This is a genomic window from Stratiformator vulcanicus, from assembly GCF_007744515.1.
Lineage (GTDB): Bacteria > Planctomycetota > Planctomycetia > Planctomycetales > Planctomycetaceae > Stratiformator > Stratiformator vulcanicus.
The window spans coordinates 4,556,230-4,581,243 of record NZ_CP036268.1 but is presented as its reverse complement, the minus strand read 5'-3'; the positions used below and the strand labels follow the sequence as shown (position 1 = coordinate 4,581,243).

The following is a 25,014-nucleotide window of genomic DNA, read 5'->3' as shown; positions in this document are numbered from 1 at the left end:
ACGTCACCGGCCTCCCAAGCTTGACGGGCCCCATTGATTTGCTCTCGATAGAGAACTTTTTCGAGCTTTCGTTTCTCTCGTTGGATATTGTTTTTCGCCACGACAGCTACGTCTTTGGCCTTACGCTCTTCAATAGCGGCGCGCTCGGCCTCGCGTTCTGCTTTCCGGGCGGCTTTCTCGTTCTCCACGGCGACCAATTCGGCCGCCTGAGCCTCGCTCCGCGCCGCTGCCTCACTGCTCGCATAGTTTGTAATGGCAACAATTGCAGTTAATGCGCCAACAGACAGCAGAAGCAGCGCCGACGTGCCCACGAGTACGCTCGCGCGATGCCGCTTGAGAAGCCTTCCCGCACGCTCTAAGACTGAGGGACGCCGCACCGAAACCGGTTCATCAGCCAACCATCGCTCTAGGTCCGCCGCGATATCTTCTGCCGAGGAATAACGGTCTTTCGGCTCGTTCGTCAGAGCCTTCATGCTAATTGCGCTGAGATCAGGCGCAATGCCGGACTTGATCGCCGATGGTGGCTCGATTCGCCCCTGTTCCACATTGCGGAGGACTTCAGCGATATTGTCGCCTTGGACCGGAGGTTTTCCGGTTAATACGTAGTAGAGCGTTGCCCCGAGGCCGTAGATATCGCTGGCTGGTCCGAGCAGATCGTGACGACCGGCGGCCTGTTCCGGACTCATGAAAGCGGGCGTTCCGACCGCACGTCCGGTTTGCGTGGGCGTCGCGTTGGAACCGGAGGTGACGTTTATCTTTCTCTCATCTTCGAGCGTCGATGCTCCGGCCGTATCTTTCCGTCCTTCGACTTTCGCTATTCCCCAGTCGACAACCAGCGTCTCGCCGTACTTTCCCAGCATCACGTTGCCAGGTTTCAGGTCGCGGTGAAGGACACCGCGGCTGTGGGCGTACGCAATCGTATTGCACAGGTCGACGAAGCGACCGATGAGACTGCGAAACGCGGTGTTGCGTTCAGCCGATGTTTGGCCTTTCTGACTGTGATATTCTTCAGTGGCTTCTTTCAGGCTCTGCCCGCGGATGAACTTCATCGCGTAATAGGGACGGCCGTCTGCGTAGGTACCAAGTCCGTAAACGGGCACAATCCCGGGATGCTCCAGCTTGCCGGTCACCTCGGCTTCCAATAGAAACCGCGACCGGGCTTCCTCGTTGGACGCCGCGTGATCCAGAATCTCTTTCAGGGCCACCTCACGTTGGAGTTCCGTGTCTCGGGCGACAAGAACCTGCCCCAAGCCGCCTTTCGCATGCGGCCGGAGTATCTGGTAGCGCATGCCGCCCGCCGAGGCGACGATGTCTGTCGCAGCGCCGCCCGCCGAGGCGACGATGAGTGTCGCAGCGCCGCCCGCAGAAAGATCCGGATTTGCTTTCGGAACTTTGAATGAAGCGAGCATGTTCTGTACCTCCGAATCCTCGACTTCGGCGAGTAACTCGACTGCCGATGTGGGAACTGAACTCACCTCAGCGAGGCTGGCTTCGACGTCTCCGTTGTGTCGGGCGACCTGCATCTCGACGAGAGAATCGAGCAGAGTTTTTGCCTCCGAGTTCAGCCCACCTTTTTCGACCAAGATGTCGCCGAGCGGACGATCCTTGTCGAGCACCCACGCCTGCATTGCTTCCAGCAGGGCGTTCTTCGTGACCAGCCCCGCTTGGAGCGCAATCATTCCATAGAGCAAGTTGCGGTCGGAGCCGGGGTTACTTTCGGAAGGCATGGCGGGAGAGAACTCGACCGGGAAGTCTTTTCGATGTTTCCACGCCCAAGCTAGTCTCCCGAAACCTGAGATGGAATCGACGGGGGAACACCGTGGGAACTTTCACCGAGGCGGCCGAGGAGGATTTGCAAATCAGCCGTCGATAGATGCGGCCATCGGTAGAGAAGGTACTCGGAATCCGTGAGCGGCGTCATTGCACCGGAATCTGCACCGCATTTGTTGCCGGACTGCGCTGAACTCGTTTCGACGACATTGGTTATGGCATTTGCTTCGAGTCCCTCATCGCCCAGTTTTTGTCGCTGCAATACGCCGCACCGAATCGCACGGGGCGGCGTATCTTTCTTTCGCGTTGCACCTCATCGAAGACGGCTACGACATCCGAACCGTGCCGAAACTTCTTGGTCCCCGTTTTTCAGTTTGCTGCGCGATTTTCGGATGGCAATGATGGACTTCTATGGTGATATGATCGCGACGGTTCTAGCTAGGGCGATTTTGGCCAGTTTTGTTCCGAAGGGCGTGAGCACATTGATCGGAACAAGTCTTGGTAGATATTGGTTAGGCCGTGAAGAATGCTTGCCAAAACACAAGGATGTTACGAGTCGGCGTTCGGGTCATGCGCGGGACGTGTGATGTAACCTTCTCAGCACAGCCAATCCACGATCCTGATGCAACAAAACCCACACATCCCGAGGGTGCCCGGAAACGCTGCCGAGATTCGCGCCATATACAGCGAGGCTATTGCACTGTTAAACGGATCCAATTCGACTGATTCCGTGGACGAACTCAAAAAAGTCCACAAAGACATTCGGCGGCGAATACTCGCACGCAGACTATCCGAGGAAAAACTACGACGCGTGACAGTTGACGAGTCGCTGCTCAGGCTATCGGACGAAGCTCTCAATTGGGCATTACGCCAAGTAGAAAGCTGAAAATAACTATTCTTGAACCGGACGGCGAATCCGACCGAACTTGATTCAACGTGTAACGCCGCGGCCCGGTGAACGGGGACATTAGCCACGAAATCCCACGGAGACGCGCTATGAGAGCTTTGGCAACGTTACTCGCCACATTACTTTCGCTCTGTTTAGGGTGTTCCCCAAACAGTGACGCCCCTGGAGTGGCCCCTTCGTCCACTACTCCTCCAAGCACCGCTGCGGACCCCGGCGCTGTCGGTTGGGTAACAATCACAAATAACAACTACGGTTCAATGGGCTCGGAAACCGGAACGGCCCCGGATGGGAGCGACACCTACAAATATAAAGTGGTCAGGGCACACTTCGGCGACCTATTGCAAGATATTGCAGAAACAACCGAAACCAGCGTTTCTTGCTCAGACGCGACTAAGCTCGACATGGGCGTTACGCTCACCTTCGAAGGCGCAACCGCCGCTGACCTTGTCGCGGACCTTGCAGGCCAACTCAACCTAGCCGTGTCCGAAGACCCGCCAGGGAATTTTGTTTTGAGTTCGCAATAAATTAATTGTAGACAGCCACTTGGCGAATTAACGTACGCATGTTATTCGGAATAGTTCTTGATTAACGCTGGTTAGGCGGCGTGGAATATCTGCTTGTTGCTTTCGGACTCGCGGCCTCCCTAGTGGGTTCATTCACTTGCTTGGCACCCGTTTTTTACGGGCTCTTCACCGGACAGTTTTTCGAGAATTCAAATAGCGAACCGACCGGAATCGGTGAGCAGCCTTCAAGTTTTGCAAGAATCGCCGTACTCGGCACTCTCCTTGGCGGCGCATGCATCGTTGGCCTTGTTACGTTGCTCCGCGTCGAAATTTCATGACCATTCATCCCGAGTCCTCAAGTCATCCCTTGCTACCGGCAGGGATTCTGTGAGCTTTGACGTTTCCAAAATCAAAAGATGCGACGCGTAGTTCGATATATCGCCTTGACCCTCGGCTGTTCCATCGTGTTGCTTGGGTTCTCCGTGGCCATGACGTTTTCGCGTCTCGACGATTCCTATGCGCAGTGGGGCGCGGCCGAAATGGTGATTTACTACATGGAGGATCACGATGGGAAATGGCCAGACGGCTGGGCCGATTTGCAACCGTATTTTGATGCCGGAGGCAGCCGGGTCTCTGGTTGGTCATACGACACGTTTCAGCAGCACGTGTGGATCGATTTTTCGGCTGATCCGGCCGAGCTACACAAGCTCTCGCAAGGCGCCACCTCGCCGCCGTTTAATGTGATAGACTCGACATCGGTATTTGCTCCACAATTTGAAGACGGTCCGAACGGGATTCTAATGCGATACTTCAATCCCGATGCACGAAATTTGAATCCAACGTTAGATGTAACGTTGGGACCCGCAGAATAAAGTTGGGGGACCATGCGGCGGAAGGCTCGGAGGGACGTTTCTGCGATTGCGGCTTCAATTTTGTCGAGATGCGACCTCTCGCAATTCCACCGCCTGCCCCCAGTAATTAAGATCAACTAGAAATGCCAACTCCACCCCGCGCTCACTGGGGGCGGCTCTTCGGGACCGTCCCCAGCCACCCCGCCGGAGCACCTTATGAGGCGTTTACAATAGCCGTACCCGGTTGTTGCAGACGTTACCATATGGGGTTTATGATACGGTGTCCGCTCCTCGTGATTGCAGCGACGGCCTTGGTCCTGCTTCCGGCATGCGGCGGCGAAGTTGGTGAGATCGGACGACGGGATACTCAGGAAGGGTCGATGGACAAAGCTAAAATTGCGAGTCTGATACGAGAGTGCGAGGCCGAGGTCAACAACGGTGGCTTCGACCAGTTCTTCTTCAACTCGGCCGGAGACCGAACATCAGAGGTAATCTCTGCGATTCGGGCCGTTGGGGCCGAGCACACGGCCGCCATTGTCGAGAGGGCGGCTGCGAAGTTCCCCGGAGAGGGGCCCCCACGGGATAGAACAGAGCGGCAGAAGCAGCTTCTCCTAATCTCCCCGGACGGAGAGGCGTTCGAGGAGGAGGACCAGGCGTTCTTGGAGTACGATGATGACTTGGAACAACTTCTCAACGCGTATGACAACAGCTAACAGGCCGTTGTAGCGGGCAGGTCACTGCGCGTCCGCGGCTGAACGCCAAGGTCGTTACCCGGCAATCCTGCCAGTTCCCGATTTCCCTGACTATCTGCTCAACGGCAAGCAGCGTGTCCTTATCGAGCCAAGGTCACCGCTGAAGCAAGTCTCCGCATCCATGGAGTCGCGCCAACGCCGAATTCCGGGGCGATGATGTCGCTCCCCGAGCGAAACGTGCTGTCGCCCAAGCCCATTGGGTCGCAGCTTCGGGGTGATCTACAGCGATTCCCGGCGGCTTGACTGCTTTGGTGGGGGGCGAATTAGGGTTTCTACGTGGTGCGAAGGCATGAGCCGTGGGCGGCTGAAAGCAGGTTTTCCACATTCTTCACAATTTCGGCGCTGGCTTTCACCAGAACTTCATTGAAAATCAATTTTGCAGTAGTAGGGTCACAGTCGACGAACACTGATGCAGGCGGAGTCCGTCGGAACTTTCCGCTCCGCAATTCCAACCCCTGTCCGTTCGGGAGTCGTCTTATGACGAGCGCCACCTTGGCCGGTGACGCGATGCCGCTTTCGGAACAGAACGGGTCTGACGTCCGTTCGATTTTCGTCAGCGATGTGCATCTGGGCTGCAAACATGCTCGTGCCGAGCGTTTTTTGACGTTTCTGCACGCCTATCAGCCCGAGAACCTCTATTTGGTCGGCGATATCATCGACGGGTGGCGATTGCGCCGCCTGTGGCATTGGACGGCGACCTACGACGCGATCCTGCAACGTCTGGTCGCGATGGCCGATTCGGGCACGAATGTCCTGTACACGCCCGGGAACCACGACAACTTTCTGCGAACGTTCCCGCTGCAGATGGGCGGCATCACGATCGCGGACGAATTCGTCCACGAAACGGCCCACGGTCACCGTTATCTGGTGACGCACGGGGACAAGTTCGATCGGTTCGAGCAGGGAGCCCAGTGGATTTCGGTTGTCGCCACGTTTGCTTACGAAATCATGCTCTATGGCAATCGGATGCTCAGTTTCGTCCGCGGCCGGAAGGGTGATTTCTCGCTGTGTGCGTCGCTGAAGTCGAAAGCCAAGTGGTTGGTGCGGTTCTTTTCCGATTTCGAGAAAACGCTCGGTGAGCACGCCAGCGCCAATGATTGCCACGGCGTGATCTGCGGGCACATCCACCGTCCCAATCGCCTCGATGTTGACGATGTTACCTATTTCAACACCGGTGACTGGATTGAGCACAGTACGGCGTTGATCGAGTACAACTGCGGCACGATGCAGTTGGTCGAATATGACGGAATAGACTGTCGACCGATCGCCACGATACCGGCCGAAGCGATTCCGCAAACCGCGCAAGCAGGCGAGACATTGCGGCCCCGAAACGAACTGGCTGAGGAAGAAGTGACCCCATTGGGGTCTGTGGCTGTGGCGGAGCCGGCTCTGGCGAATTAGACTGCCGGGCAAGGACGCTGAGTGGTCGACCCAGGGAATCCGATGGCGACGATCTTCTACAGCATGGCCGGAGAAGGCCGAGGGCACGCCACGCGAGTGCGGGCGATCGTCGAATCGCTCCGTCACGAGCACCGTATCGTATTGCTCGCCCCCGAGGCGGCCTACGATTTCCTCGCCCCGCTGTATGCGCAGTCCGACGTCGAAGTGCATCGAGTGCCGGGACTGCTGTTTCACTATTACGATCGAAGGCTGAACCTGCCGCGCACGGCTCGCGGGGCCGCGGCCTATCTGTGGCAACTACCCGCGCTTGTTCGCGACTTCGAGCGTCGGCTGCGAGATGCCGGGGCCGATCTCGTTCTGACAGACTTCGAACCGGCGTTGCCGAGGGCGGCCGAGCGGGCCGGGGTTCCGGTCGTCAGCATCAATCACCAGCACTTCCTGATCGTCGACGATCTGGCCGGAATTCCGTGGCACCTGCGAGCCCGTGCGACCGCAACGGCGCCGCTCGTCAATCTGTTCTGTCCCAACGCGACGGAACTGATTGTCTCGTCTTTTTACGATCCGCCGCTGCGGCCGAAGTTTCGCGACATCGTCACGCAGGTCGGCAATCTGATGCGAACCGAGGTGTTGAACGCCGAAGCGAGCGATGCGGGGCATTTGCTCGTCTATCTCAGACGGTTCGCTCACCCGCACGTGCTCGAGGCGCTGCGGCGCTGCGGTAAAGAAGTCCGGCTCTACGGCCTCGGCGAAAAGCCGGCGGACGGAAATATCATCTATCGACCGATCAGCGACAGCGGCTTCCTCGCAGATCTGGCATCATGCTCGGCGTTAATTTCGAACGCGGGAAATCAACTTGTCGGCGAGGCGCTCTACCTGCGAAAGCCAGTACTTGCGATGCCGGAGCCGAACAACTTCGAGCAATTCATTAATGCCCACTTCTTGAAACGTGAAGGGGGCGGCGACTGGGTCCGCGTCGGGCAGTTCAATGCCGATCGACTCGGCGATTTCATCGAACGCGTCCCCGACCTGCGGGCTGAAATTGTCGACCCCAACCGTTACTGCGGTAATGAGCGCGCGGTCGAAGCCGTTCGCCGCGTTCTGGGCCGCATCGCCGGTACGATTAAACCTCCCGTTTCCCCAAAGGCAGTCCCGGTGGCGGGATGACGCAAGAAGCGTTGAGCGAGGCGAAAGATGGGAACGTCGCTTCTCGCTCATCTCTTCTCGCTTCTAGAGTCGTTTCCACTGGCCCGCAGTCACAAGCTAAGAAGAAATCGCAAGCAAGATAGATATTCAAGAATATGTTTCGAACCCTGTTACGAGCGGGCGGCTTTGCCCGAGCAGTCTATAAGAATCAACGTCGGCTCGATGACCGACCGCGATTCTTAACCTACACCGTCACATTCGGATGCAACGCGCGTTGCATCATGTGCGACTCGTGGAAGATGCCGACCGAGGGAGACCTGACGGTCGACGAGGTCAGCCGCATCTTCGACGACCTGCCCACGATGGACGCCGTTCGCCTCACCGGTGGCGAGCCGTTCGTGCGCAAGGACTTCCCGGAGCTCTACCGCCTCGCCGAAGAAAAGCTCAAGCCACTCTTAATTCACATCACGACGAACGGTTTTCTCACCGACCGGATCGTGAAATTCTGCGAGCAGCGGCCGAAGAAGATTCCGCTCGAAGTCCTGATTTCACTCGACGGCGTGGGCGAGAAGCACAATCACATTCGTGGCTCGAACATCGCCTATAAGGCGGCATTAAAAACACTGACGATTCTGGCCGGGCGGCGAAAAGAGCTGAATATTAAGCTTGCCGTGAATCAGACGATCGTCGACGCCGACGGGATCGAGCAATATCGACAGTTGCGGGAAGTGCTCCGGCCGCTCGGCGTCCGGCATCAGATGGTCATGGCATATGACGTGAGCGCGACCTATAACATCGAAAAGAACGTGGATGTCGCGCCGACGCAATTCGGTGAGTTTTCGACCTTCGGCGAATTCACCGACGACAACGTTCGCGAATTGATCGGCGAGGTCGAAAAAGACATGAAGTCGCTGCCGTTCGTCGAACGGTTGGCGAAGAAGTATTATCTGCGAGGAATTAAGAACCGGCTATTGGGGGAGGGGGGCGTGCCGAACCCCAAGTGTGTGGCCCTCAATGCGCACCTGCGGCTATTTCCCAATGGCGATATTCCGACGTGCCAGTTCAACAGCAAGGTCGCCGGTAATCTGAAGGAGCAGAGCTTCAAAGAGATCTGGGAGAGCGCCCGCTTTAGGCAGCAACGCGACTGGGTCCGAGCCTGCCCCGGCTGCTGGGCCGAATGTGAAGTCCTGCCGAGCGCGATCTACACGCTCGACCTGCTTAAAGAGTCGATCCTCCCCGGTCGGCCGAGTAGGGCGAAAGGCGTGCAATCGGTCGAAGGTTTCGCCTCACCGGAACTCGTCGCGCCCGAAGATGCCGTCCCGAACGCGCCAGCGTTGATCGATCTCGATATCGAACCGGAGCAAGAACCGAAGCCCGAACCGGTGGAGCAGGGGGCGGGTTAATTAGTCCGCTTTTCAGGTTCGTCTTTGTTCGTTCTCGATGACTGCGAGATTGCTTGCAGTGCCTCGGCGATCGAGTAGAGGGGCCGCACGGTCATTGCGACGGCACCGGCGATCGTGAGCAGCCCGCCGAAGATCAGTCCGCCGAAGATGACTTCCATCGAATCGTTCGCTCCAAGGAAATTGGCGGCGGGCGTGCCGCATTGATGTGGCTTCGGTCACTTAAGCATCGTTCAATAAGTGAAGCCACAGCGGATGTAAGACTTCGACGGATTGTGGCGTCACGAGTCGCTGGCGACAACGACGCCGGCCCGAAATTGAAGGTTTGACTCGATCCAACAGTCGAACCGGCCGACCGAGAACTCTGACGGTCCTTCGCGCCCCAACAGAGAGTTATGATGAACGCAACCGATGCCGATTCGACAACAGCCGCCGAGGGATGGTGGTCTCACATCTGGTTCGTGGCCGTTCTGGGCGGTCCGCTGGTGACGAGTTTTTGCTTTATGCTGAAGCACGTCATTCCCGCCCCGACCGGCTTCGGCCAACAAAACAATTGGACCGTTGGTGATTACGCGTTTTTCTACGGGCCAATCATTGCGATGGGCATCGCGACGTTCGTCGGGTGGGACGCGGTACTGAAAGAGCGCGCGAACACGCGTGGCGGCCGAGCGATCATGCTTGTCGTTACGCCGATCCTCGTGGTTTTTATGACGGCGATCTATCTTGTCTGCACGGCAGTAATGCTCAGTCTGCTCGGATTTAATCGCTACGCGTGAGGGCTGCCCGCTCCGCCGAAGAGTGCGTCACCACCCCCTCGACCCCGGGCCGCCTTTGATTGGGCCGACGATGTCGGGTGTGATCCAGCCGCTGTAGAAGTCGCCGGGTTGGGGTTCGACGATCTCGTCACCGACGTGGCATTCGTCCATTGGACCGGCGTAAAACGAGAGGTAGTCTGTAATCGCCTCGAAGCGGGCGACCGGGGCGGGGTAACTGTAGGCGACCCGCTCGGCAACCTGCTCTCCGACGCGGACGTCGAAGTAAGCAGCCCGGCCCTTCCATTCGCAGTGGGTCGTTCCGTCGACCGGAACGATGAAGTCGCTCTGCACGTCATCTGGTGGGAAATAATAGACCGGCGGGTGGCTCGTTTCGAGAACCCGATAGCCGCGGGTCGTCTCCGCGATGACTTCGCCCGCAAAGCGAACGAGCAGTCGCTGTGGGACTGATTCAAGCCGGGGCGGGCGCGGGTAATCCCAGACTGATTCCTGGCCGGGCCCCGGTTCAATTCGTTGAGGGTGCAGCATCACTCACTTTCTTTAATTGAGAGGCGGGCTCCGTTCGTCAAAGGTTCGGCTGCGAACGACCGACTCCTTGCTTCTAGCTCCTTCGGGGAATCATAGTCGGCGCGCCGATCATGGCACCGACCTTTCCGGTTATGACTGCCGGACCGATGAATCTTCGCGTAACGATCGTACGAAGTATTCAATCCGTGCCGATCGATCCGTCGATAGGCAGGATGCGGACCGTCCGGGTTGCGCGGCACTCACGCCGTGAAATCCTCCGTTGCCAACCATCAGGCAGACGAGTCGGCCCGCTGATCGAACATCCTGCCTCTGACGCCGCAGCCACGCGGCGACGAAGGAACGACCATGCCACGCCGCATCGGTAACAGACAGCTTCTCGGGGCCGCTTGCGCGGGGGTCGCCATGTGCGCCCTGGCCGTCGGTTGCTCGACGGCCGAGCCGAAGCTGACATACCTCGGTCAAGCGAAGCTGACTTCGTACGAGGACAGCGAACTCGACGTCGATTACCCGTTCGCCACGGAGGGGGACCCCAGCGATGCGCTGAGTAGTCTCGAGCCTCGGACGGTGCGAAATCGACGCAAAGACGAAATCTGGGACCTCACGCTGCAGGAGGCGATCGGCATCGCGCTGCAGAACAATGAGGTGATTCGCATTTCCTCGGCATCACGTGGGGCGGTTGGAACATTCGGTCTTAATACAACGTCACTCGCCGCGGCCAACAATAATCCGAGTGTCTACGATCCGGCGATTCAGAATTCGAACGTGATCGGCAATCGCGGTGTCGAGGCGGCACTCTCCGACTTCGATGCCGACTTCACGACGTCCATGACCTGGGGCCGAAACGAGCAAATCGTCAACAACTCCTTCATCGCCGGTTTGCCCGGAATCGCAACGCCCTTCGAACTTGTCAATGAGACGGCCCAGTTCAACGCGGCCATTCAAAAGACGGTGGCGACCGGTGGCGTGATCGAGGTCAGTCACAATTGGAACTACGACGGTAACAACACATTCTCGCCGGCTCAGATCTTTCCTTCGGTCTATACCGGGAATATCGGGATTGAAGCCCGGCAGCCACTGCTTGCCGGCGGCGGCGTCGATTTCAACCGAATCGCCGGCCCCGCGGGAAATGCCTTTGGTGCGGTCGGCGCGGCTCAGGGCATCACACGGGTCGTCAACGGGGTCGCCAACGGTGTCGTGATCGCACGGATCAACAACGACATCACGATCGCCGAATTCGAACTTGCAACGCGTGACCTGCTTAAGAGCGTCGAAGATACCTACTGGGACCTCTATCTCGACTATCGCAATTACGAAACCGCCCTGCAGCAGCGCAACAGTGCCCTGCGGAGCTGGCGGGAATCGAAAGCGCGGCTTGAGATCGGCGGCGTCCAAGGATTCCGACCCGCAGACGAAGCACAGGCCCGCGACTTCTACTTCGAAACCCGGGCGCTCGTCGAGCAGGCGCTTAATAACATTTATACGAACGAGTCGGAATTGCGACGGCTGCTCGGTCTCGTGGTCAACGACGGCCGCGTGATTCGGCCGATCGACGAACCCTCAACCGCCGAACTTGTTCCCGAGTGGCAAACGTGCGTGACCGAGGGCATCATGTTCCGCACCGAACTGCGCCAGCAGAAGTGGCGGATTAAGAGCCTCGACTATCAGTTGCGGGCGGCATTGAATTTGGTACAGCCCTCGTTCGACGTCTTTGCCGGCTATCGGGTCAACGCATTCGGCGATGACTTAATCAATAAGGCCAACACCGGCCCGTTCGATGATGCCTACGCCACCCTGCTGCGAAACGATCAAACGCAGTGGACGTTGGGGATGGAGTTCGCCGTGCCCCTTGGGTTGCGTCAGGCTCACGCCCAAAAACGGAATCTCGAACTTCAAATATCGAAGGCGAGAAAAGTGCTTTCCGTGCAGGAGCAGGACATCAGCCATGAAGTGGCCGACGCGATTCAGCAGGTCGCGCTGCAATATCAAACGGCCCAAACGAACTTCAACCGCCGAATTGCGGCGAAGCGACGGGTCGAGTTGTTCGAAGAAGAGTACCGTGCCGGAACGGTCACGCTCGACGAAGTGTTGCGGGCGCAGTCGAGTCTCGCTCAAGCCGAGAGTTCTTACTTCACGAGTCTGGTCAGCTATAACCAGGCGATCGCACAGTTGGAATTCGCCAAGGGGACGCTGCTCGATTGGAACAACATCCGACTGGCCGAAGGGGGTTGGCAACCGAAGGCCTATAAGCAAGCCTTGCGAAAGGCTTGGGAACGCAGCCACGGGATTCCTAACCCGCTGCTCAAGAACGCTCCCGAAGCATTCGCGATTCCCGACGACAGCCGCGTGCTCGTCGTTCCGGAAGTGGGACCGACGATTGACGAGGCTCCCCTGCCGCCGTCACCGCTGGAGCCGGATGAATTGCCTCCTCCCGCTACGGAAGACGAGCAGCCGGTTCCGATGAACGCCAATGAGGTCGACCCGGCCCTCGATTTCGAAACGGACCCGTTCGACGAAACCCCTGCTGCCTCTGAGGACGCCGTGCCGTTCGCTCCGCCGGCCATCCCGGCTCCGGAAGATGCCGAGCGTGCCCCTGCCGGTCCCCAAGCGTACGGGCCGCTAAAACTGCGGACTGCGAGCCGAATGAATCCTTTTGCAGAGTTGGAGTCGGCGGGATCGACCGGTGCGGTGGAGAGGGCCGACTTCACTCCGAGCGATTTCGCCTCGACGAAGCCCGGCGGCGAGACCGAATCGGATGTCATTCAGAAAATTTCGGCCGGGCCAGTCGAGGGAGCCCGAAGTGATTCGCGTTCCTTCACCACGGCGACCTCTGATATGCAGTCTTCGAACGATCATAATGAGCGATCGTTCGGTCCTGACTGGAAAACGGACACGTGGCGGGCTAAGTAAGGTCCTGCACTCGACCCCGTGCTATTACCTATCGGGGGCATGAACTGCTCACCCGGAAGGAAGCGTCAAATCCGCACGTCAGGATTTGGCGTCCCTTCCGCGATAAGCCGCTTCTTCACAGAGAATGAGCTGCATGGAACCTGCGGGCCGCGTCTTTCGTTTATTTCAACTGGCAAGCTATCTTCAATCCGGAAAGACTTTAAGTGCCGCGGAATTAGCCGAACTCTGCGGCGTGAGCCGTCGCACGATTTTTCGAGATATCAATCTGCTGCGTGACGCCGGCCTCCCGCTCGAATACGACGAGGAGGGACGCGGGTTCTCGATGCCGGTTCGTTCGTACTTGCGCCCGGCGGAGTTTACGTTCGCCGAGACGCTTTCGCTGCTTTTATTGTGCGAAGAACTTGGCGGTGACGGCGGAATCCCATTTCACGCCGCGGCCCGTTCGGCGGCGGTCAAATTGCTGAGCGGTCTGCCCGAAAGCATTCGCGACGAATTGGGCGAGGTCGTCGAGCGAATTTCGGTCCGGTTGGAAGCACCGCGGTCCGATGCGGGCGAGCCGGCGCACTACCAGTTGCTGATCGACGCGATCGGCAAGAGGCAATGCCTGCGGTTGACTTACCATAGTTTCGAAGAAGATGGCGAAATCCGGACGCAGGTTTCGCCGTACCGAATTTTCTTTCAGCGCCGGGCCTGGTACGTCGTGGGGCATTCGTCGGTCCATGACGAGATCAGGACGTTCAATGTCGGTCGGATTCGAAAGGCCGAACTGACTGACGAGTCGTATGAAATCCCTCCCCGGTTCAGCCTCAAAGCCTATTTCGGCGATGCGTGGTCGTTCATCCGCGAACCGAACGATCGGCACGATGTTGTGATCCGTTTCGGCCCCAAAGTGGCGGGAAATGTGGCTGAGGTGCGTTGGCACCGCACGCAGCAGATTGTTCGAAAGCCGGACGGCTCGATCGAATTTTCAGTGACCGTCGACGGTCTGTCCGAAATCGTGTGGTGGGTCCTCGGCTACGGCAAAGAGGCCGAGGTGATTCGGCCCGACAAACTCCGCGACATGGTCGGCGAGCACGTTCAAAAACTCGCCCAAGCCTATGAGATCGACTCGCCCGGTCCTCCGTAGAGCGGGCCAACCTTGTCCGCCATCGAAATTTGACGCTGATCAGTCATTGCCCGGCATAAAAATCGCTGCGTTGGTCGCTTGCGGAGCCCAACTGCCAGATCGGCCTCGGCACCATTCGCGAAAAATTCCATCGCAAATGAGTGAAATACCGTAAGATAACGAGGCGACGCCTGAATGACGTTACGTCGCCGAGCGAACTGATATGGAGATATCCCCGAAATGATAATGTATTTGCTGTTTCTCTCGCCCGCGCTCCTGCTGATGATGTGGGCGCAGTGGCGGGTCAAATCGACGTTTCACGCTGGCGATGAAGTCCCGGCGAATCTCTCCGGTGCGGCTGCCGCCCGACATATTCTCGATGAGGCAGGGCTTCACAATGTGGAGATCGAAGAAACGCAGGGGATGCTGACCGATCACTACGATCCGCGGGGCAAGGTCCTGCGGCTCAGTCCTAAGGTGTTTCGCAATCACTCGGCCTCGGCGGTCGGCATCGCGGCCCACGAAGCGGGGCACGCGCTGCAGGATGCCTTTGAATACACGCCTTTGGTAATCCGCAACGCCGCCGTCCCGGCTGCGACGTTCGGTGGCGGTTTGGCGGGCATTTTGGCGTTCGTCGGCCTGATGATCATGTTCATGTCGAAGGGCCCGCTGGGTCCGGCGATCCTGCTGCTGGCGATTGTCGGCTACGGGGCCGTGCTGTTCTTTCAGTTGGTCAATCTGCCGGTCGAATTCGATGCCTCGGCCCGGGCGAAGCGGCTGTTGACCGAGATGAACATTGTCGATCAGCAAGGCGCCGCAGCGGTCAATAAAGTTCTGAACGCCGCGGCTTGGACCTACGTGGCGGGGACGCTGCAGGTGGCAATGACCATCCTGTATTACGTCTTCATTCTGACGTCTCGGCGAGACTAACGGCGGAAATATGGGGTGATCGCTTTGGGCCGACCCTTGCATCGGCCTTATCAACACATGATGATCCGTCTCCCCGCTGACATTTGCCCGTCGAAGTTCGAAGTCGGATCTCCGCCATGAGTCAATCTGCATTCCCCCGTCGCGATTTCTTGAAAACTGGTACCGCGGTCGCCGCCACGGCCGCGCTGCCATACTGGTGGACGCCGTCGCTTCGCGCGGATGAGACATCGCCGTCGGAGCGTCCCGTCATCGGTTCAATCGGCTTGGGCGGCCGTGGCAGGACGGTGATGGGAAACGCGATGAACTTCGGTTCGGTCGCTGCCGTCTGCGATCTCGACAGCGGACGTCTCGGGAAAACGCGAGAGGATGTCGAGGGCCGGCAGAAGGGGGCAACGGTCGAAGGTGTCGCTGACTACCGCAAAATTCTCGACCGTAGCGACATCGACATTGTCACGATCGGCACCACCGATCACTGGCACACCAAGATCGCAGTGGAGGCCCTCAAAGCGGGGAAGGACGTCTACTGCGAAAAGCCGCTGACATTGACGATCGAAGAAGGCACGCTGATCGAGAAAGCACTGGCAGAAACCGGTCGGGTGTTTCAGGTCGGCACGCAGCAGCGCTCGGAAATGGGGCAGCGGTTCCTTGAAGCCATCGCGATCGTCCGCGCCGGCCGGATCGGAGAGGTGAAGCGCGTCACCTGCACGATCGGCAGTGTCAGAGATAGCGGGCCGATCCCGGCAGTCGAAGCGCCGGCCGAACTCAATTGGGAGAAGTGGCTCGGGCAGGCTCCGCTGACCGAATTTCGTCTCAAAGAGCAATTTCGGCAGACGGACAAGGGCCCGAAGAAAACCCGCCCCCTGACCAACGGGCACTACGAATTCCGCTGGTGGTACGAATACAGCGGCGGGAAGATGACCGATTGGGGTGCCCATCACGTCGATATCGCCCAATGGCTGATCGACCAGAATGGTCCCGGGCAAGGCCCGACGCGACTTGAGCCCCTTGAAGCGGTCCACGCCGTCGATTTGGATGATCATGGTCAGCCGCTTCAGAACGATCGCTACAACGCGGCTTTGAAATTCCGCGTGAAGGCCGACTTCCCGAACGGCGTCGAAATGCTGATTCACAGCAACGGTCGTAACGGGATTCTCGTCGAGGGCACTGAAGGGCGGATCTTCGTCAATCGTGGTTCAATCAGCGGGCAGGCGGTCGACGAATTAAAGACCAATCCGCTGCCCGAGGGAGCCATTGCCGATGTCTATGGCGGAACGAATCCGGCTGACTACGGCAAGTCACCTCACATGGCGAACTTCATCGAGTGTGTGAAGACGCGCTCGAAACCGGTCTCCGACGTCTGGACACACAATCGGGCGATTAATACTTGTCACCTGGCGAACATCGCCGTCCGACTGAATCGGACGATCCAATGGGATGCCGAGCAGGGAAGAGTCGTCGGAGACGAAGTTGCCGATTCGATGCGCAGTCGCGAGCGCCGCGCCGGATACGAAATCGAAGTTTAAAGCCGTTGCCGGAGCACTCGCCCGGCGATCATCGACGATGCCACTGTGTCGATGCCACTGTGTCGGCCGGTGACCAAAGACCGTGAAATCAACATCTCTACGAATGGAAAATTAATGACTCAATATTCCGATTCCCGACGCAAATTCTTAAAGACCACCAGCACGGCTGCGGCTGCATCGGCGGCGCTGCCCTATTGGTTCACCGCGAGTCGCTCGGCCGCGCAAGACTATAAGAGTGCGAATGAGCGTCCGATCTTCGGCTGCATCGGCACCGGCGATCGCTGGGGCAATCGCAAGGATGGCAAGTTCGGCGGCGTCGGCGAGCAAGTGCTAAAATACACCGACATCGCGGCCGTCTGCGATGTCGACGCATCGCACGTCGAGCAGGCGAAGCAGAACGTGCGGCAACGCCGCTCAAAGGGCGATGACCGACCGGTCGAAACACATGAGGACTACCGCAGAATCCTCGACCGCGACGATATCGATGCCGTCACGATCGTGACCGTCGACCACTGGCACGTGAAGATCGCGATCGAAGCCCTGAAGGCCGGTAAGGACGTTTATTGTGAGAAGCCGCTGACGTTGACGATCGACGAAGGTCGGCAGGTCATTAAGGCGCTTGAGCAATACGGCGGCACGTTTCAGGTCGGCACGCAGCAGCGCACCGAAATGGGCCAGCGGTTCTTAAAAGCGATCGCGATGGTCCGTGACGGGCGAGTTGGCGATGTAAGAAAAGTGACCTGTGTTATCGACGGTTCTCCGGTCTCGAAATCGATTCCTGTCGCCGAAGTTCCTCAAGGATTAAATTGGGACATGTGGCTGGGGCAGTGCCCGAAAGTGCCATACCGTCTTGGAGAAGGCGGTGAAAATAAATATTACACCCGCACCAACTGCCATCTGGGCTTCCGCTGGTGGTACGAGTACGGCGGTGGAAAGTTTACCGACTGGGGGGCTCACCACGTCGACATCGCCCAGTGGTTGATTGATCAGAACGGGCCGGATCAGGGGCCGACCAAGATCACGCCGCTGGTGGTCGAGCATCCCTGCGAGATGGACGAATACGGGAATCCGAAATGTGATGACCGGTTTAATGCGGCCTCGAAGTTCACGATTCGAGCGGACTTCCCGAACGGCGTCGAGATGTATATCGAAAGTCAGGGCCGTAATGGAATTATGATTGAAGGCACCAAAGGCCGGATGTTCGTCAACCGCGGAACGGTCGCTGGCAAGCCGGTCGAGGACCTGGCAAAAAATCCGCTCCCGGATGATGCGATCGAGAAGGTCTACGGAGGTAAGGTGCCCAAGAGCCACATGTTGAACTTCCTGAATTGCATTAAATCGGGCGAGACACCGATCTCCGATGTCTACACGCATCACCGCGCAATGACGACGTGTCACCTCGCGGCCATCTCAGCCCGGCTGAACCGCCCGCTCGAGTGGGATGCCAAGAACGAGGCCGTCATCGGTGACGAGGTCGCAAACGCGATGCAGGCTCGCGAGCAACGGAAGGGTTACGAAATTAAAGTGTGACCCGACTTCACGCTCGCTATGAATTTCGACCGCGGCGGAACGGTTTGTTCCGCCGCGGTTTTTTGTAGAATCGCCGCAACCATACCAGCCAGAGGCGCAAGCCGATGGTCGATCAATCAGCGACTCACCCGACGGCTGGCGCCTCGGGCTTGTATGAAAGACGAATTGAAACCGTTTCTGGTGAGGAAGTTCTGAGTACGGTCTATTCACTTATCTGAAGCGGCTAGGCATCACTGTGCATCCCGTCGAATTTGAGCATCAGATGCGACTCGCCTTTTTCTTCGCCATCACATTCCTTCCATGGATGTTCGCCGGCTTGGCGGTCGGTGCGATGTGTTACTCTCTGCGGCGTTCGATCGCGGTCAATATCATGCGGGTTCCGATCTTGATAATGACACTCACGTGGACCGCGTACGGAATCAACGAATACGTCGCCATCGCCGAGCCGAAGACCGGCGGTCCCGGCTTCTCAACTACACATCAAAATCTCTCGACGATCTTTCGAGAAGTACCCCGATGGCATTTGCGATACGGAGTGCCAACCCTCGTGCTGGTTGCATCGGTCACATCAGTCCCTTTTTGTTACCGGGACAAAGAGTCACACCGGCGGGAGCCGTCCTTAATAGAGCCGCGGCGGTCGCAGTCTTTGTTCAGTGACCGGCCCTTCGATCGTTGAATATCTCGTTTTCGAGCGCCGCTCTGCTTCTCTTTCGGGCAGCAATTTGTCAGGCTCTTGCTTGAGGAATTGGCTTCCCAATTTGTTCGCCGAACGCGACTGCGAGAGTCTGGTGAAAATATCTCGATCGTTCTGCCTGTTGACCGTTGCCGTCTCAATCATCGCATCGCTGCCCGGCTGCAATTCGGCCGCGCCGCAAGTGGTTGAGATCCCACCTCCGGAGGTCACGGTCGGGAAACCGCTCGTCCAGAAGGTGACCGACTTCTATGAATACACCGGACGGATTGAAGCGATTGATTCGGTCGAGATCAAGGCCCGGGTATCGGGCTACCTGACGAAGCGGCCGTTCTCCGAGGGCGAAGAAGTCGAACGGGGCGAACTGCTGTTCGAGATCGATCAGCGGCCGTTTCAGGCTTCATTGGCCGCTGCCGAAGCTCAACTGGCCGCGGCGAGGGCGGAGGTGGCCGAAACGACCGCCCGCGTCAACCGCTACACCGAGGCCCGAAAACGTGGCGCAATCTCACAGGATGAGTTCGACACGGCGGTGGCCAATAAATTGACGGCTGAAGCCAAAGTCGACGCCGCAAATGCGGAAATTCGACAGGCGGCGCTCGACCTTGAATTTACCGATATCAAAGCCCCTATCGACGGCCGGATCGGTCGGGCCTCCGCCGATGTCGGAAATTTAATCAGCGGCGGGCTCGGCAGTTCGCCGCTCGCCACGGTCGTCAGCCAGGACCCGATCTATGTGCAATTTAATATCGATGAACGGGCGCTGTTGGAGTATCAAGAGCGGGCCCGAGCGGAGGGACGTGAGACTCGTCCCGATCGACTGATCGAGTTGAATCTCCCGATCTATCTGGGATTGCCGAGTGAGGATGGCTTTCCGCATGTCGGCTTACTGGTCTTCGGCGATAACCGAATCGACCCTTCCACCGGCACGGTGATGTGCCGTGCGGCGTTCAGAAATAACAGCCGCTTTTTGACGCCGGGTCTATTCGTGCGGGTTCGCATTCCCAAGGGGGACGCCCGCGAACGGGTATTAGTTGAAGACCGCATCATCGGAACCGATCAGGCTACAAAATTTGTGCTGTCGGTCGATGAAAACGACGTGGCGAATTATGTAAAGGTCGAGACGGGTCCGATTATCGACGGACTACGTGCCATTGACGACGGATTGACGGGTGATGAGACATTAATTGTCAACGGTGCAATGAGAGTTCGCCCCGGCATAACGGTCAATCCGACGTCCGAAGAACCGCCCCCAGCGTTGGCGGCCGACGAGTCATTGCCCGATCCGACTCAAGAACTCGATGCGGTGCGGAAAGAGTTTCTCGAATACGAGGGAAATACTGCGGAACTCGACACGTCGGAGACTTCGTCAGAAGAAGCTTCGGTCGGGGAGGATACGTCCGACACGGACACAAATACCGAAGCCCCCGCAGAAACTCCGCCCGACCAGGAAGCTGAGAATTAAACGTGGGCTGGCTTTCGCCGTTCGCGTCTTCATTTGAAACCGTCGCATTCTGAACCCGGCCTTTAACGACAGCGGTCATGTTTTCGCACTTTTTTATTGACCGACCGATTTTCGCAACGGTCCTGTCGATCGTGATTGTAATCGCCGGGGCGGTTTCCTATTTCGCGTTGCCGATCGCGCAATATCCGGAGATCGCGCCGCCGGTTATTAATATTTCGACGACCTATCCCGGCGCGAATGCGTCCGTCGTTGCGACGACGGTGGCGACCCCGATCGAGACCGAAGTCAACGGTGTGCCGGGGATGCTCTATATGCAGTCGCGGTCGTCGAACGACGGTCAGATGTCACTTGACGTCACTTTTGAGGTGGGTACCGACCTCGATATGGCACAGGTTCTGGTGCAGAACCGGGTCGCGATCGCGGAAGCGAAATTGCCCGAGGAAGTGAAGCGGCAGGGCGTTAAGACGGAGAAGAAATCGCCCAACATGTTGCTGATCGTCAATTTTGTCTCCCCGGACGGGTCCCGAGACGTCATCGAGTTAAGCAACTTCGCGACAATTAATGTCAAGGACGTGATCGCCCGGGTCGAAGGGGTCGGCTCGGTCAGCCTGCTCGGCGCTCGCGACTATGCGATGCGCATCTGGCTCGATCCCAATTTAATGGCCGCCCGCAGCATGACGGCAGGTGATGTCATCGACGCGCTGCGCGAACAGAACGTGCAGGTCGCCGCCGGTCGGATCGGAGCCCAGCCGGCGCCTTCCGGCGTCGATTTTGAATTGACGTTGAATACGCTGGGCCGGCTTGTTGATGCCGAGCAGTTCGGAAACGTCGTCGTGAAGACCGGGGAAGACGGGCAAATCTCACGGCTGAGTGACGTGGCTCGGATTGAACTGGGCGCGCAAAACTATGACGTCGACATGTCGCTCAACGGCGCCCCCAGTGTCGGGCTTGCCGTCTATCAGCAACCCGGCGGTAACGCGATCGAGACCGCACAAATGGTCAAGGAGGCGATGCGCGAGCTGCGTTCGAGCGGTCAATGGAAGCCAGACCTCGAATATGAAATCGCCTACGATACGACCCCGTTTATCGAGCAATCGATTTCCGACGTGCAAATCTCACTGCTGCAGGCAACGGGATTGGTGTTTCTCGTCGTTTTAGTTTTTCTTCAAACGTGGCGAGCGACGGTCATTCCGATGATCGCCGTACCGGTGGCATTAATCGGGACGTTCGCCGTGATGACGGGGCTAGGCTTCTCCCTTAATAACCTTTCGCTGTTCGGCCTCGTACTCGCGATCGGAGTCGTCACGGACGACGCGGTCGTGGTGGTCGAGAACGTCGAGAGAAATCTTGCGTTAGGACTCTCCCCCCGCGACGCGACCCGTAAGGCGATGAGCGAGCTGTTCGCCGCAATCATCGCGACGTCGCTGGTGCTGATCGTGGTCTTCGTGCCGACCGCGTTTATCGCCGGTCTGAGCGGTCAGTTCTATAAGCAATTCGCCCTCACGATCGCCGCGGCGACGGCGATCTCCACCTTTAATGCCCTGACGCTGACGCCGGCCTGGGCCGCGATGCTGCTTAAGCCGAAAGATGCGAAACGAGATCCACTCGAAATCACGATGGATTGGACGGTCGGATGGTTCTTTAAAGGGTTTAATCGCTTCTTTGATTGGGCGAGTCGCCTGTTCGGCGTATCGGTCGCATGGATGATTCGGCTGACCGTAATTTCTTTGGTCCTTTATGTGGGACTGCTGGGGCTGGCCGGGTTGGGGTTCCGCACCGTCCCCGGTGGGTTTATTCCGGAGCAGGATAAGGGCTACGTGGTCGTCAATATCCAGCTCCCCGATGGAGCAAGTCTGGAGCGAACCAAAGAGGTCTCCGATCGTGCCGCCGCGGCGGTGGCTGAGACTCCCGGCGTCGAATCGGTTGTCGCCGTCCCCGGGTTTTCGCTGTTGGCCAACAGTAACCTCTCCAATACCGGGGCGATTTTCGGAGTTCTCGAGCCATTTGCGGAGCGACGTGGCGACCCGTCTCGTTCCGCCAACGCGGTGATGGCAAAACTGCGTCAGCAGTTTGCGCAAATTCAAGAGGGCATCGTGGTCGTATTCGGTGCGCCGCCGGTCGATGGGTTGGGCAATACCGGCGGATTTAAGTTACAGGTGCGCGATCGAGCAGGAGCCGGGTACGCGGCGTTGCAGGGGGCCACGCAGGCGCTGGCCGCAGAAGCGAATGCACAACCGGGGCTCGTCGGGTTGTTCAGCACGTTCAGTGCGAATCAGCCGCAGCTATTCATTGATGTCGACCGTGAGAAAGCGAAGGCGGCGGGGGTGCCACTGAGCACGGTCTTCGGGACGCTGCAGGCGTATTTGGGGTCGGCATATGTCAACGACTTCACGAGATTCGGTCGCAACTGGCAGGTCACGGTGCAGGCCGATGCCAAGTATCGACTTCGCTCGGACGACATCGGTCGCCTCGAAGTACGCAATCTGAATGGGGACATGGTCCCGATGCGGACCTTGATCAGCGTGCGGGAAACGACCGGACCTGCGATCGTGAACCGATACCTGCTCTATCCTTCGGCCGATTTGAGCGGGAACACGGTGCCGGGCGTCAGTTCCGGTCAGGCCATCGCAATCATGGACGAACTGGCCGCCAGCACGCTTCCGCCCTCGATGGACTACAAGTGGACCGAGCTGTCACTGCAGCAGATTCTCGCCGGCAATACCGCGATCTTCGTTTTTGCGATGGGAACGGTGTTCGTCTTTCTGGTCCTCGCCGCGCAGTACGAGAGTTGGGCATTGCCGATTTCCATTATGCTCATCGTTCCGGTCTGTCTGACGGCGGCGATCAGCGGCGTGTGGCTGATGGGTCAGGACAACAATATTTTTACGCAGATCGGTCTCGTGGTGCTGATCGCACTTTCGGCGAAGAACGCGATTCTCGTGGTGGAGTTCGCCAAGGAAGAGCAGACGAAAGGCAAGTCCCGATTTGATGCGGCGGTCGAGGCGTCGAAGTTGCGGCTGCGTCCGATCCTGATGACCGCCTTCTCGTTCATTCTGGGAGTGATCCCGCTGCTGACCGCCACGGGAGCGGGGGCCGAAATGCGTTACGCTCTCGGCCTTGCCGTCTTCAGCGGGATGCTCGGTGTGACGGTCTTCGGGCTGTTCCTTACGCCGGTGTTCTACGTGCTCGTGATGTGGTTCGTCGAGACGTTCTTCGGCTCGCAGACCGGAGAGCCGTCGCCCGCACAAGACGGGTCGGCCTCAACCTGACATCTGACGGCGAAGCACGTCCGGTCACTCATTAACAATGCGGGCGAAGCGTTGGGCCGAGGGGCCGAGTTCCTGTTCGAGAGTTCGGCTGCCTTGGGGCTTAACAGCGGCCCCGTCAAATACCGCGTCGAGGTTGGTCAGCAGGACTTGATCACCCGCTTCAATACCGTCGGCGATGACCGCGACCGGACCGAGCGACCGCTCGATCTCGATTTCCTGTCGCTTCGCTCGACCCTCTTTGACAAGGTAGACCGAGGTCGATTCGATGGCGTCGCGAGGCAGGGCGACGGCACCGGCCATCATCGGGCCGTCGATCCGCGCATGGATGAAGGTGCCGGGCAGCAATGGGGTGTCCTGCTCTGAATTATTAACTTTGATGTAGACGCTGATCGTTCGGCTGGACGAGTCGGCTTTCGGTGAAGCCCGAACGACGGTGCCGCCCCACCGAGGCGGATCGGTTTCGTTGATGGCCAGCCGTGCTTCGGGCGGCGAAGCGCTTCCAATCCGCGCAGAGATTTTCGCGAAGTCGTCCAGCGTGATGGCGACGGGGATTTCGACGACGGTGGGGTCGGTCAGGCAGGCGATTTGATCTCCTGCGCGGAGGTATTGGCCCTGCTCGACATAGACTTCGCACAACGCACCGTTGAAGGGGGCTTTCACGACGGTCCGTTCTTCGTCGAGCTTCGCGGATGCCAACTCTTCGGCCGTGGCATCCCGGGTCCGCTCCGCCTGGGCAATGCGGATGGGGAATAGTTCGGCTTCGTTCTCCATCTTGACCAGCGTGTCTTCGTAGCGAGACAGTTCCAATTCGGCGGTCGTGACGCTGCTGGCCGTGGTGACGTTGCGTTGGCGAAGGTTACGGACCCGTTCGTACTCCTCGCGGAATCGTTCGACATCCTTCTTGGCTTTGGCGAGCAGACGCTCGTTGTTGCTTTGCTCTTTTCGAAGGCGTTCGATCTGCCCGTCGAGTTCGTCGAGTCGGCCCTCGATTTGGCGGACGCGCGACTCATAGGTCCGCGGGTCGATCACGATCAGCGTCTCGCCGGGTGACGAACCGCCGCGGCCGTCGGCATCGGGGCCGGAGGCGGGACCGTCGAACCGTCCCCCTTCTTCGAGCCGTTCGTGGGCGAAGATGATCTCGCCCGACACCTGCGCGGCGAGTGTGACTTCCCGATCGGCCCGGGCCGTACCGAAGCCGGAGACGACCTCCTGCAGCGTGACCGGTTCGACCTCGAACACATCGACATTGAAGCTCCGTTCGACGGCAGGGCGTTCACTCGGCGGTTGCTTGAGCGAGGCGAGCACGCTGAAGCCCAGCAAGCCGAGGGCGATCGATACGACCGACAGCACGATGCTGATCACCCATTGGGTCGCACCGCGACGGGACTTTCTGGAATGAGGTTGTGATTTTCTCATGGGTCGAATCGTATCGATGCAGCCGCCCCTGAGACAACGCGGGACAACGCGGTGATTCGCCACAGCGGATGGTTGGCCGGTTGAATCACGTGGGTGCCGGGGGCGTGCCGCCCCCGCAGTGTCGAGTCGGAATCGTGATTGCATCGCCGGCCA

At 58.6% G+C, this 25,014-nt stretch carries 18 protein-coding genes; 14 read left to right on the top strand and 4 right to left on the bottom strand.

What is annotated here, in order from left to right:
* A partial coding sequence (locus tag Pan189_RS18210; protein WP_145366247.1) for a serine/threonine-protein kinase occupies positions 1-1,727 on the bottom strand: 1,727 nt, incomplete at its 3' end.
* Positions 1,728-3,596: 1,869 nt separating this feature from the next.
* On the opposite strand from Pan189_RS18210, the gene Pan189_RS18205 reads away from it, so the two are divergent.
* The 5 genes from Pan189_RS18205 to Pan189_RS18185 all read left to right on the top strand — a co-directional run bounded on the left by Pan189_RS18205 (position 3,597) and on the right by Pan189_RS18185 (position 8,730).
* The gene (locus Pan189_RS18205; RefSeq protein WP_145365510.1) at positions 3,597-4,052 is read left to right on the top strand and encodes a hypothetical protein; all 456 of its coding nucleotides are present in this window, start codon (positions 3,597-3,599) and stop codon (positions 4,050-4,052) included.
* Between the two features lie 359 nt (positions 4,053-4,411).
* Positions 4,412-4,744: a DMP19 family protein gene (locus Pan189_RS21525; protein ID WP_310820761.1), complete on the top strand. Its 333-nt coding sequence runs from the start codon at positions 4,412-4,414 to the stop codon at positions 4,742-4,744.
* A 516-nt stretch (positions 4,745-5,260) separates the two neighbouring features.
* Entirely contained in the window at positions 5,261-6,184 is a 924-nt protein-coding gene (locus Pan189_RS18195; protein ID WP_145365508.1) for a UDP-2,3-diacylglucosamine diphosphatase, read from the top strand.
* Between the two features lie 42 nt (positions 6,185-6,226).
* Positions 6,227-7,348 (top strand): glycosyltransferase family protein, encoded by a 1,122-nt coding sequence (locus Pan189_RS18190; RefSeq protein WP_145365507.1) that lies wholly within the window; start codon positions 6,227-6,229, stop codon positions 7,346-7,348.
* Positions 7,349-7,482: 134 nt separating this feature from the next.
* Complete coding sequence (locus tag Pan189_RS18185; protein ID WP_145365506.1) at positions 7,483-8,730, top strand: radical SAM protein; 1,248 nt, start codon at positions 7,483-7,485, stop codon at positions 8,728-8,730.
* On the opposite strand, the gene Pan189_RS21520 is transcribed toward Pan189_RS18185, so the two are convergent.
* The gene (locus Pan189_RS21520) at positions 8,727-8,888 is read right to left on the bottom strand and encodes an FXYD domain-containing ion transport regulator (RefSeq protein ID WP_310820760.1); all 162 of its coding nucleotides are present in this window, start codon (positions 8,886-8,888) and stop codon (positions 8,727-8,729) included. The two genes, Pan189_RS18185 and Pan189_RS21520, sit on opposite strands and share 4 nt — an antisense overlap.
* A gap of 237 nt (positions 8,889-9,125) precedes the next feature.
* Here Pan189_RS21520 and Pan189_RS18180 point away from each other — a divergent pair, with 237 nt between their 5' ends.
* The gene (locus Pan189_RS18180; RefSeq protein WP_145365505.1) at positions 9,126-9,503 is read left to right on the top strand and encodes a hypothetical protein; all 378 of its coding nucleotides are present in this window, start codon (positions 9,126-9,128) and stop codon (positions 9,501-9,503) included.
* A gap of 27 nt (positions 9,504-9,530) precedes the next feature.
* Here the strand turns inward: Pan189_RS18180 and Pan189_RS18175 are convergent, their stop codons facing one another.
* Positions 9,531-10,028 (bottom strand): DUF427 domain-containing protein, encoded by a 498-nt coding sequence (locus Pan189_RS18175; RefSeq protein WP_145365504.1) that lies wholly within the window; start codon positions 10,026-10,028, stop codon positions 9,531-9,533.
* A gap of 345 nt (positions 10,029-10,373) precedes the next feature.
* On the opposite strand from Pan189_RS18175, the gene Pan189_RS18170 reads away from it, so the two are divergent.
* The 8 genes from Pan189_RS18170 to Pan189_RS18135 all read left to right on the top strand — a co-directional run bounded on the left by Pan189_RS18170 (position 10,374) and on the right by Pan189_RS18135 (position 23,445).
* Complete coding sequence (locus Pan189_RS18170; protein WP_145365503.1) at positions 10,374-12,935, top strand: TolC family protein; 2,562 nt, start codon at positions 10,374-10,376, stop codon at positions 12,933-12,935.
* Between the two features lie 133 nt (positions 12,936-13,068).
* Complete coding sequence (locus Pan189_RS18165; protein ID WP_310820759.1) at positions 13,069-14,061, top strand: helix-turn-helix transcriptional regulator; 993 nt, start codon at positions 13,069-13,071, stop codon at positions 14,059-14,061.
* A gap of 219 nt (positions 14,062-14,280) precedes the next feature.
* Positions 14,281-14,970: a zinc metallopeptidase gene (locus Pan189_RS18160; protein ID WP_145365501.1), complete on the top strand. Its 690-nt coding sequence runs from the start codon at positions 14,281-14,283 to the stop codon at positions 14,968-14,970.
* 116 nt (positions 14,971-15,086) lie between these two features.
* Positions 15,087-16,493, top strand: coding sequence for a Gfo/Idh/MocA family protein (locus tag Pan189_RS18155; protein WP_145365500.1), 1,407 nt, complete (start codon positions 15,087-15,089; stop codon positions 16,491-16,493).
* A gap of 114 nt (positions 16,494-16,607) precedes the next feature.
* Positions 16,608-18,023, top strand: a complete 1,416-nt coding sequence (locus Pan189_RS18150) for a Gfo/Idh/MocA family protein (RefSeq protein WP_145365499.1) — start codon at positions 16,608-16,610, stop codon at positions 18,021-18,023.
* Between the two features lie 262 nt (positions 18,024-18,285).
* On the top strand, positions 18,286-18,699 hold the full coding sequence (locus Pan189_RS18145; RefSeq protein WP_145365498.1) for a hypothetical protein: 414 nt from the start codon (positions 18,286-18,288) through the stop codon (positions 18,697-18,699).
* Between the two features lie 112 nt (positions 18,700-18,811).
* Positions 18,812-20,176: an efflux RND transporter periplasmic adaptor subunit gene (locus tag Pan189_RS18140; protein WP_310820757.1), complete on the top strand. Its 1,365-nt coding sequence runs from the start codon at positions 18,812-18,814 to the stop codon at positions 20,174-20,176.
* Positions 20,177-20,253: 77 nt separating this feature from the next.
* A complete protein-coding gene (locus Pan189_RS18135; protein ID WP_145365496.1) occupies positions 20,254-23,445 on the top strand; it encodes an efflux RND transporter permease subunit in 3,192 nt (1,063 codons plus the stop codon).
* A 24-nt stretch (positions 23,446-23,469) separates the two neighbouring features.
* Here the strand turns inward: Pan189_RS18135 and Pan189_RS18130 are convergent, their stop codons facing one another.
* Positions 23,470-24,861: an efflux RND transporter periplasmic adaptor subunit gene (locus tag Pan189_RS18130; protein ID WP_310820756.1), complete on the bottom strand. Its 1,392-nt coding sequence runs from the start codon at positions 24,859-24,861 to the stop codon at positions 23,470-23,472.
* Between the last annotated feature and the right edge of the window lie 153 nt (positions 24,862-25,014).

Bases quoted from the DNA above. Each gene is read 5' to 3' on its own strand.
- Pan189_RS18205 (WP_145365510.1), top strand. From the start codon at position 3,597: ATGCGACGCGTAGTTCGATATATCGCCTTGACCCTCGGCTGTTCCATC.
- Pan189_RS21525 (WP_310820761.1), top strand. From the start codon at position 4,412: ATGGACAAAGCTAAAATTGCGAGTCTGATACGAGAGTGCGAGGCCGAG.
- Pan189_RS18195 (WP_145365508.1), top strand. From the start codon at position 5,261: ATGACGAGCGCCACCTTGGCCGGTGACGCGATGCCGCTTTCGGAACAG.
- Pan189_RS18190 (WP_145365507.1), top strand. From the start codon at position 6,227: ATGGCGACGATCTTCTACAGCATGGCCGGAGAAGGCCGAGGGCACGCC.
- Pan189_RS18185 (WP_145365506.1), top strand. From the start codon at position 7,483: ATGTTTCGAACCCTGTTACGAGCGGGCGGCTTTGCCCGAGCAGTCTAT.
- Pan189_RS21520 (WP_310820760.1), bottom strand. From the start codon at position 8,888: ATGGAAGTCATCTTCGGCGGACTGATCTTCGGCGGGCTGCTCACGATC.
- Pan189_RS18180 (WP_145365505.1), top strand. From the start codon at position 9,126: ATGAACGCAACCGATGCCGATTCGACAACAGCCGCCGAGGGATGGTGG.
- Pan189_RS18175 (WP_145365504.1), bottom strand. From the start codon at position 10,028: ATGCTGCACCCTCAACGAATTGAACCGGGGCCCGGCCAGGAATCAGTC.
- Pan189_RS18170 (WP_145365503.1), top strand. From the start codon at position 10,374: ATGCCACGCCGCATCGGTAACAGACAGCTTCTCGGGGCCGCTTGCGCG.
- Pan189_RS18165 (WP_310820759.1), top strand. From the start codon at position 13,069: ATGGAACCTGCGGGCCGCGTCTTTCGTTTATTTCAACTGGCAAGCTAT.
- Pan189_RS18160 (WP_145365501.1), top strand. From the start codon at position 14,281: ATGATAATGTATTTGCTGTTTCTCTCGCCCGCGCTCCTGCTGATGATG.
- Pan189_RS18155 (WP_145365500.1), top strand. From the start codon at position 15,087: ATGAGTCAATCTGCATTCCCCCGTCGCGATTTCTTGAAAACTGGTACC.
- Pan189_RS18150 (WP_145365499.1), top strand. From the start codon at position 16,608: ATGACTCAATATTCCGATTCCCGACGCAAATTCTTAAAGACCACCAGC.
- Pan189_RS18145 (WP_145365498.1), top strand. From the start codon at position 18,286: ATGCGACTCGCCTTTTTCTTCGCCATCACATTCCTTCCATGGATGTTC.
- Pan189_RS18135 (WP_145365496.1), top strand. From the start codon at position 20,254: ATGTTTTCGCACTTTTTTATTGACCGACCGATTTTCGCAACGGTCCTG.
- Pan189_RS18130 (WP_310820756.1), bottom strand. From the start codon at position 24,861: ATGAGAAAATCACAACCTCATTCCAGAAAGTCCCGTCGCGGTGCGACC.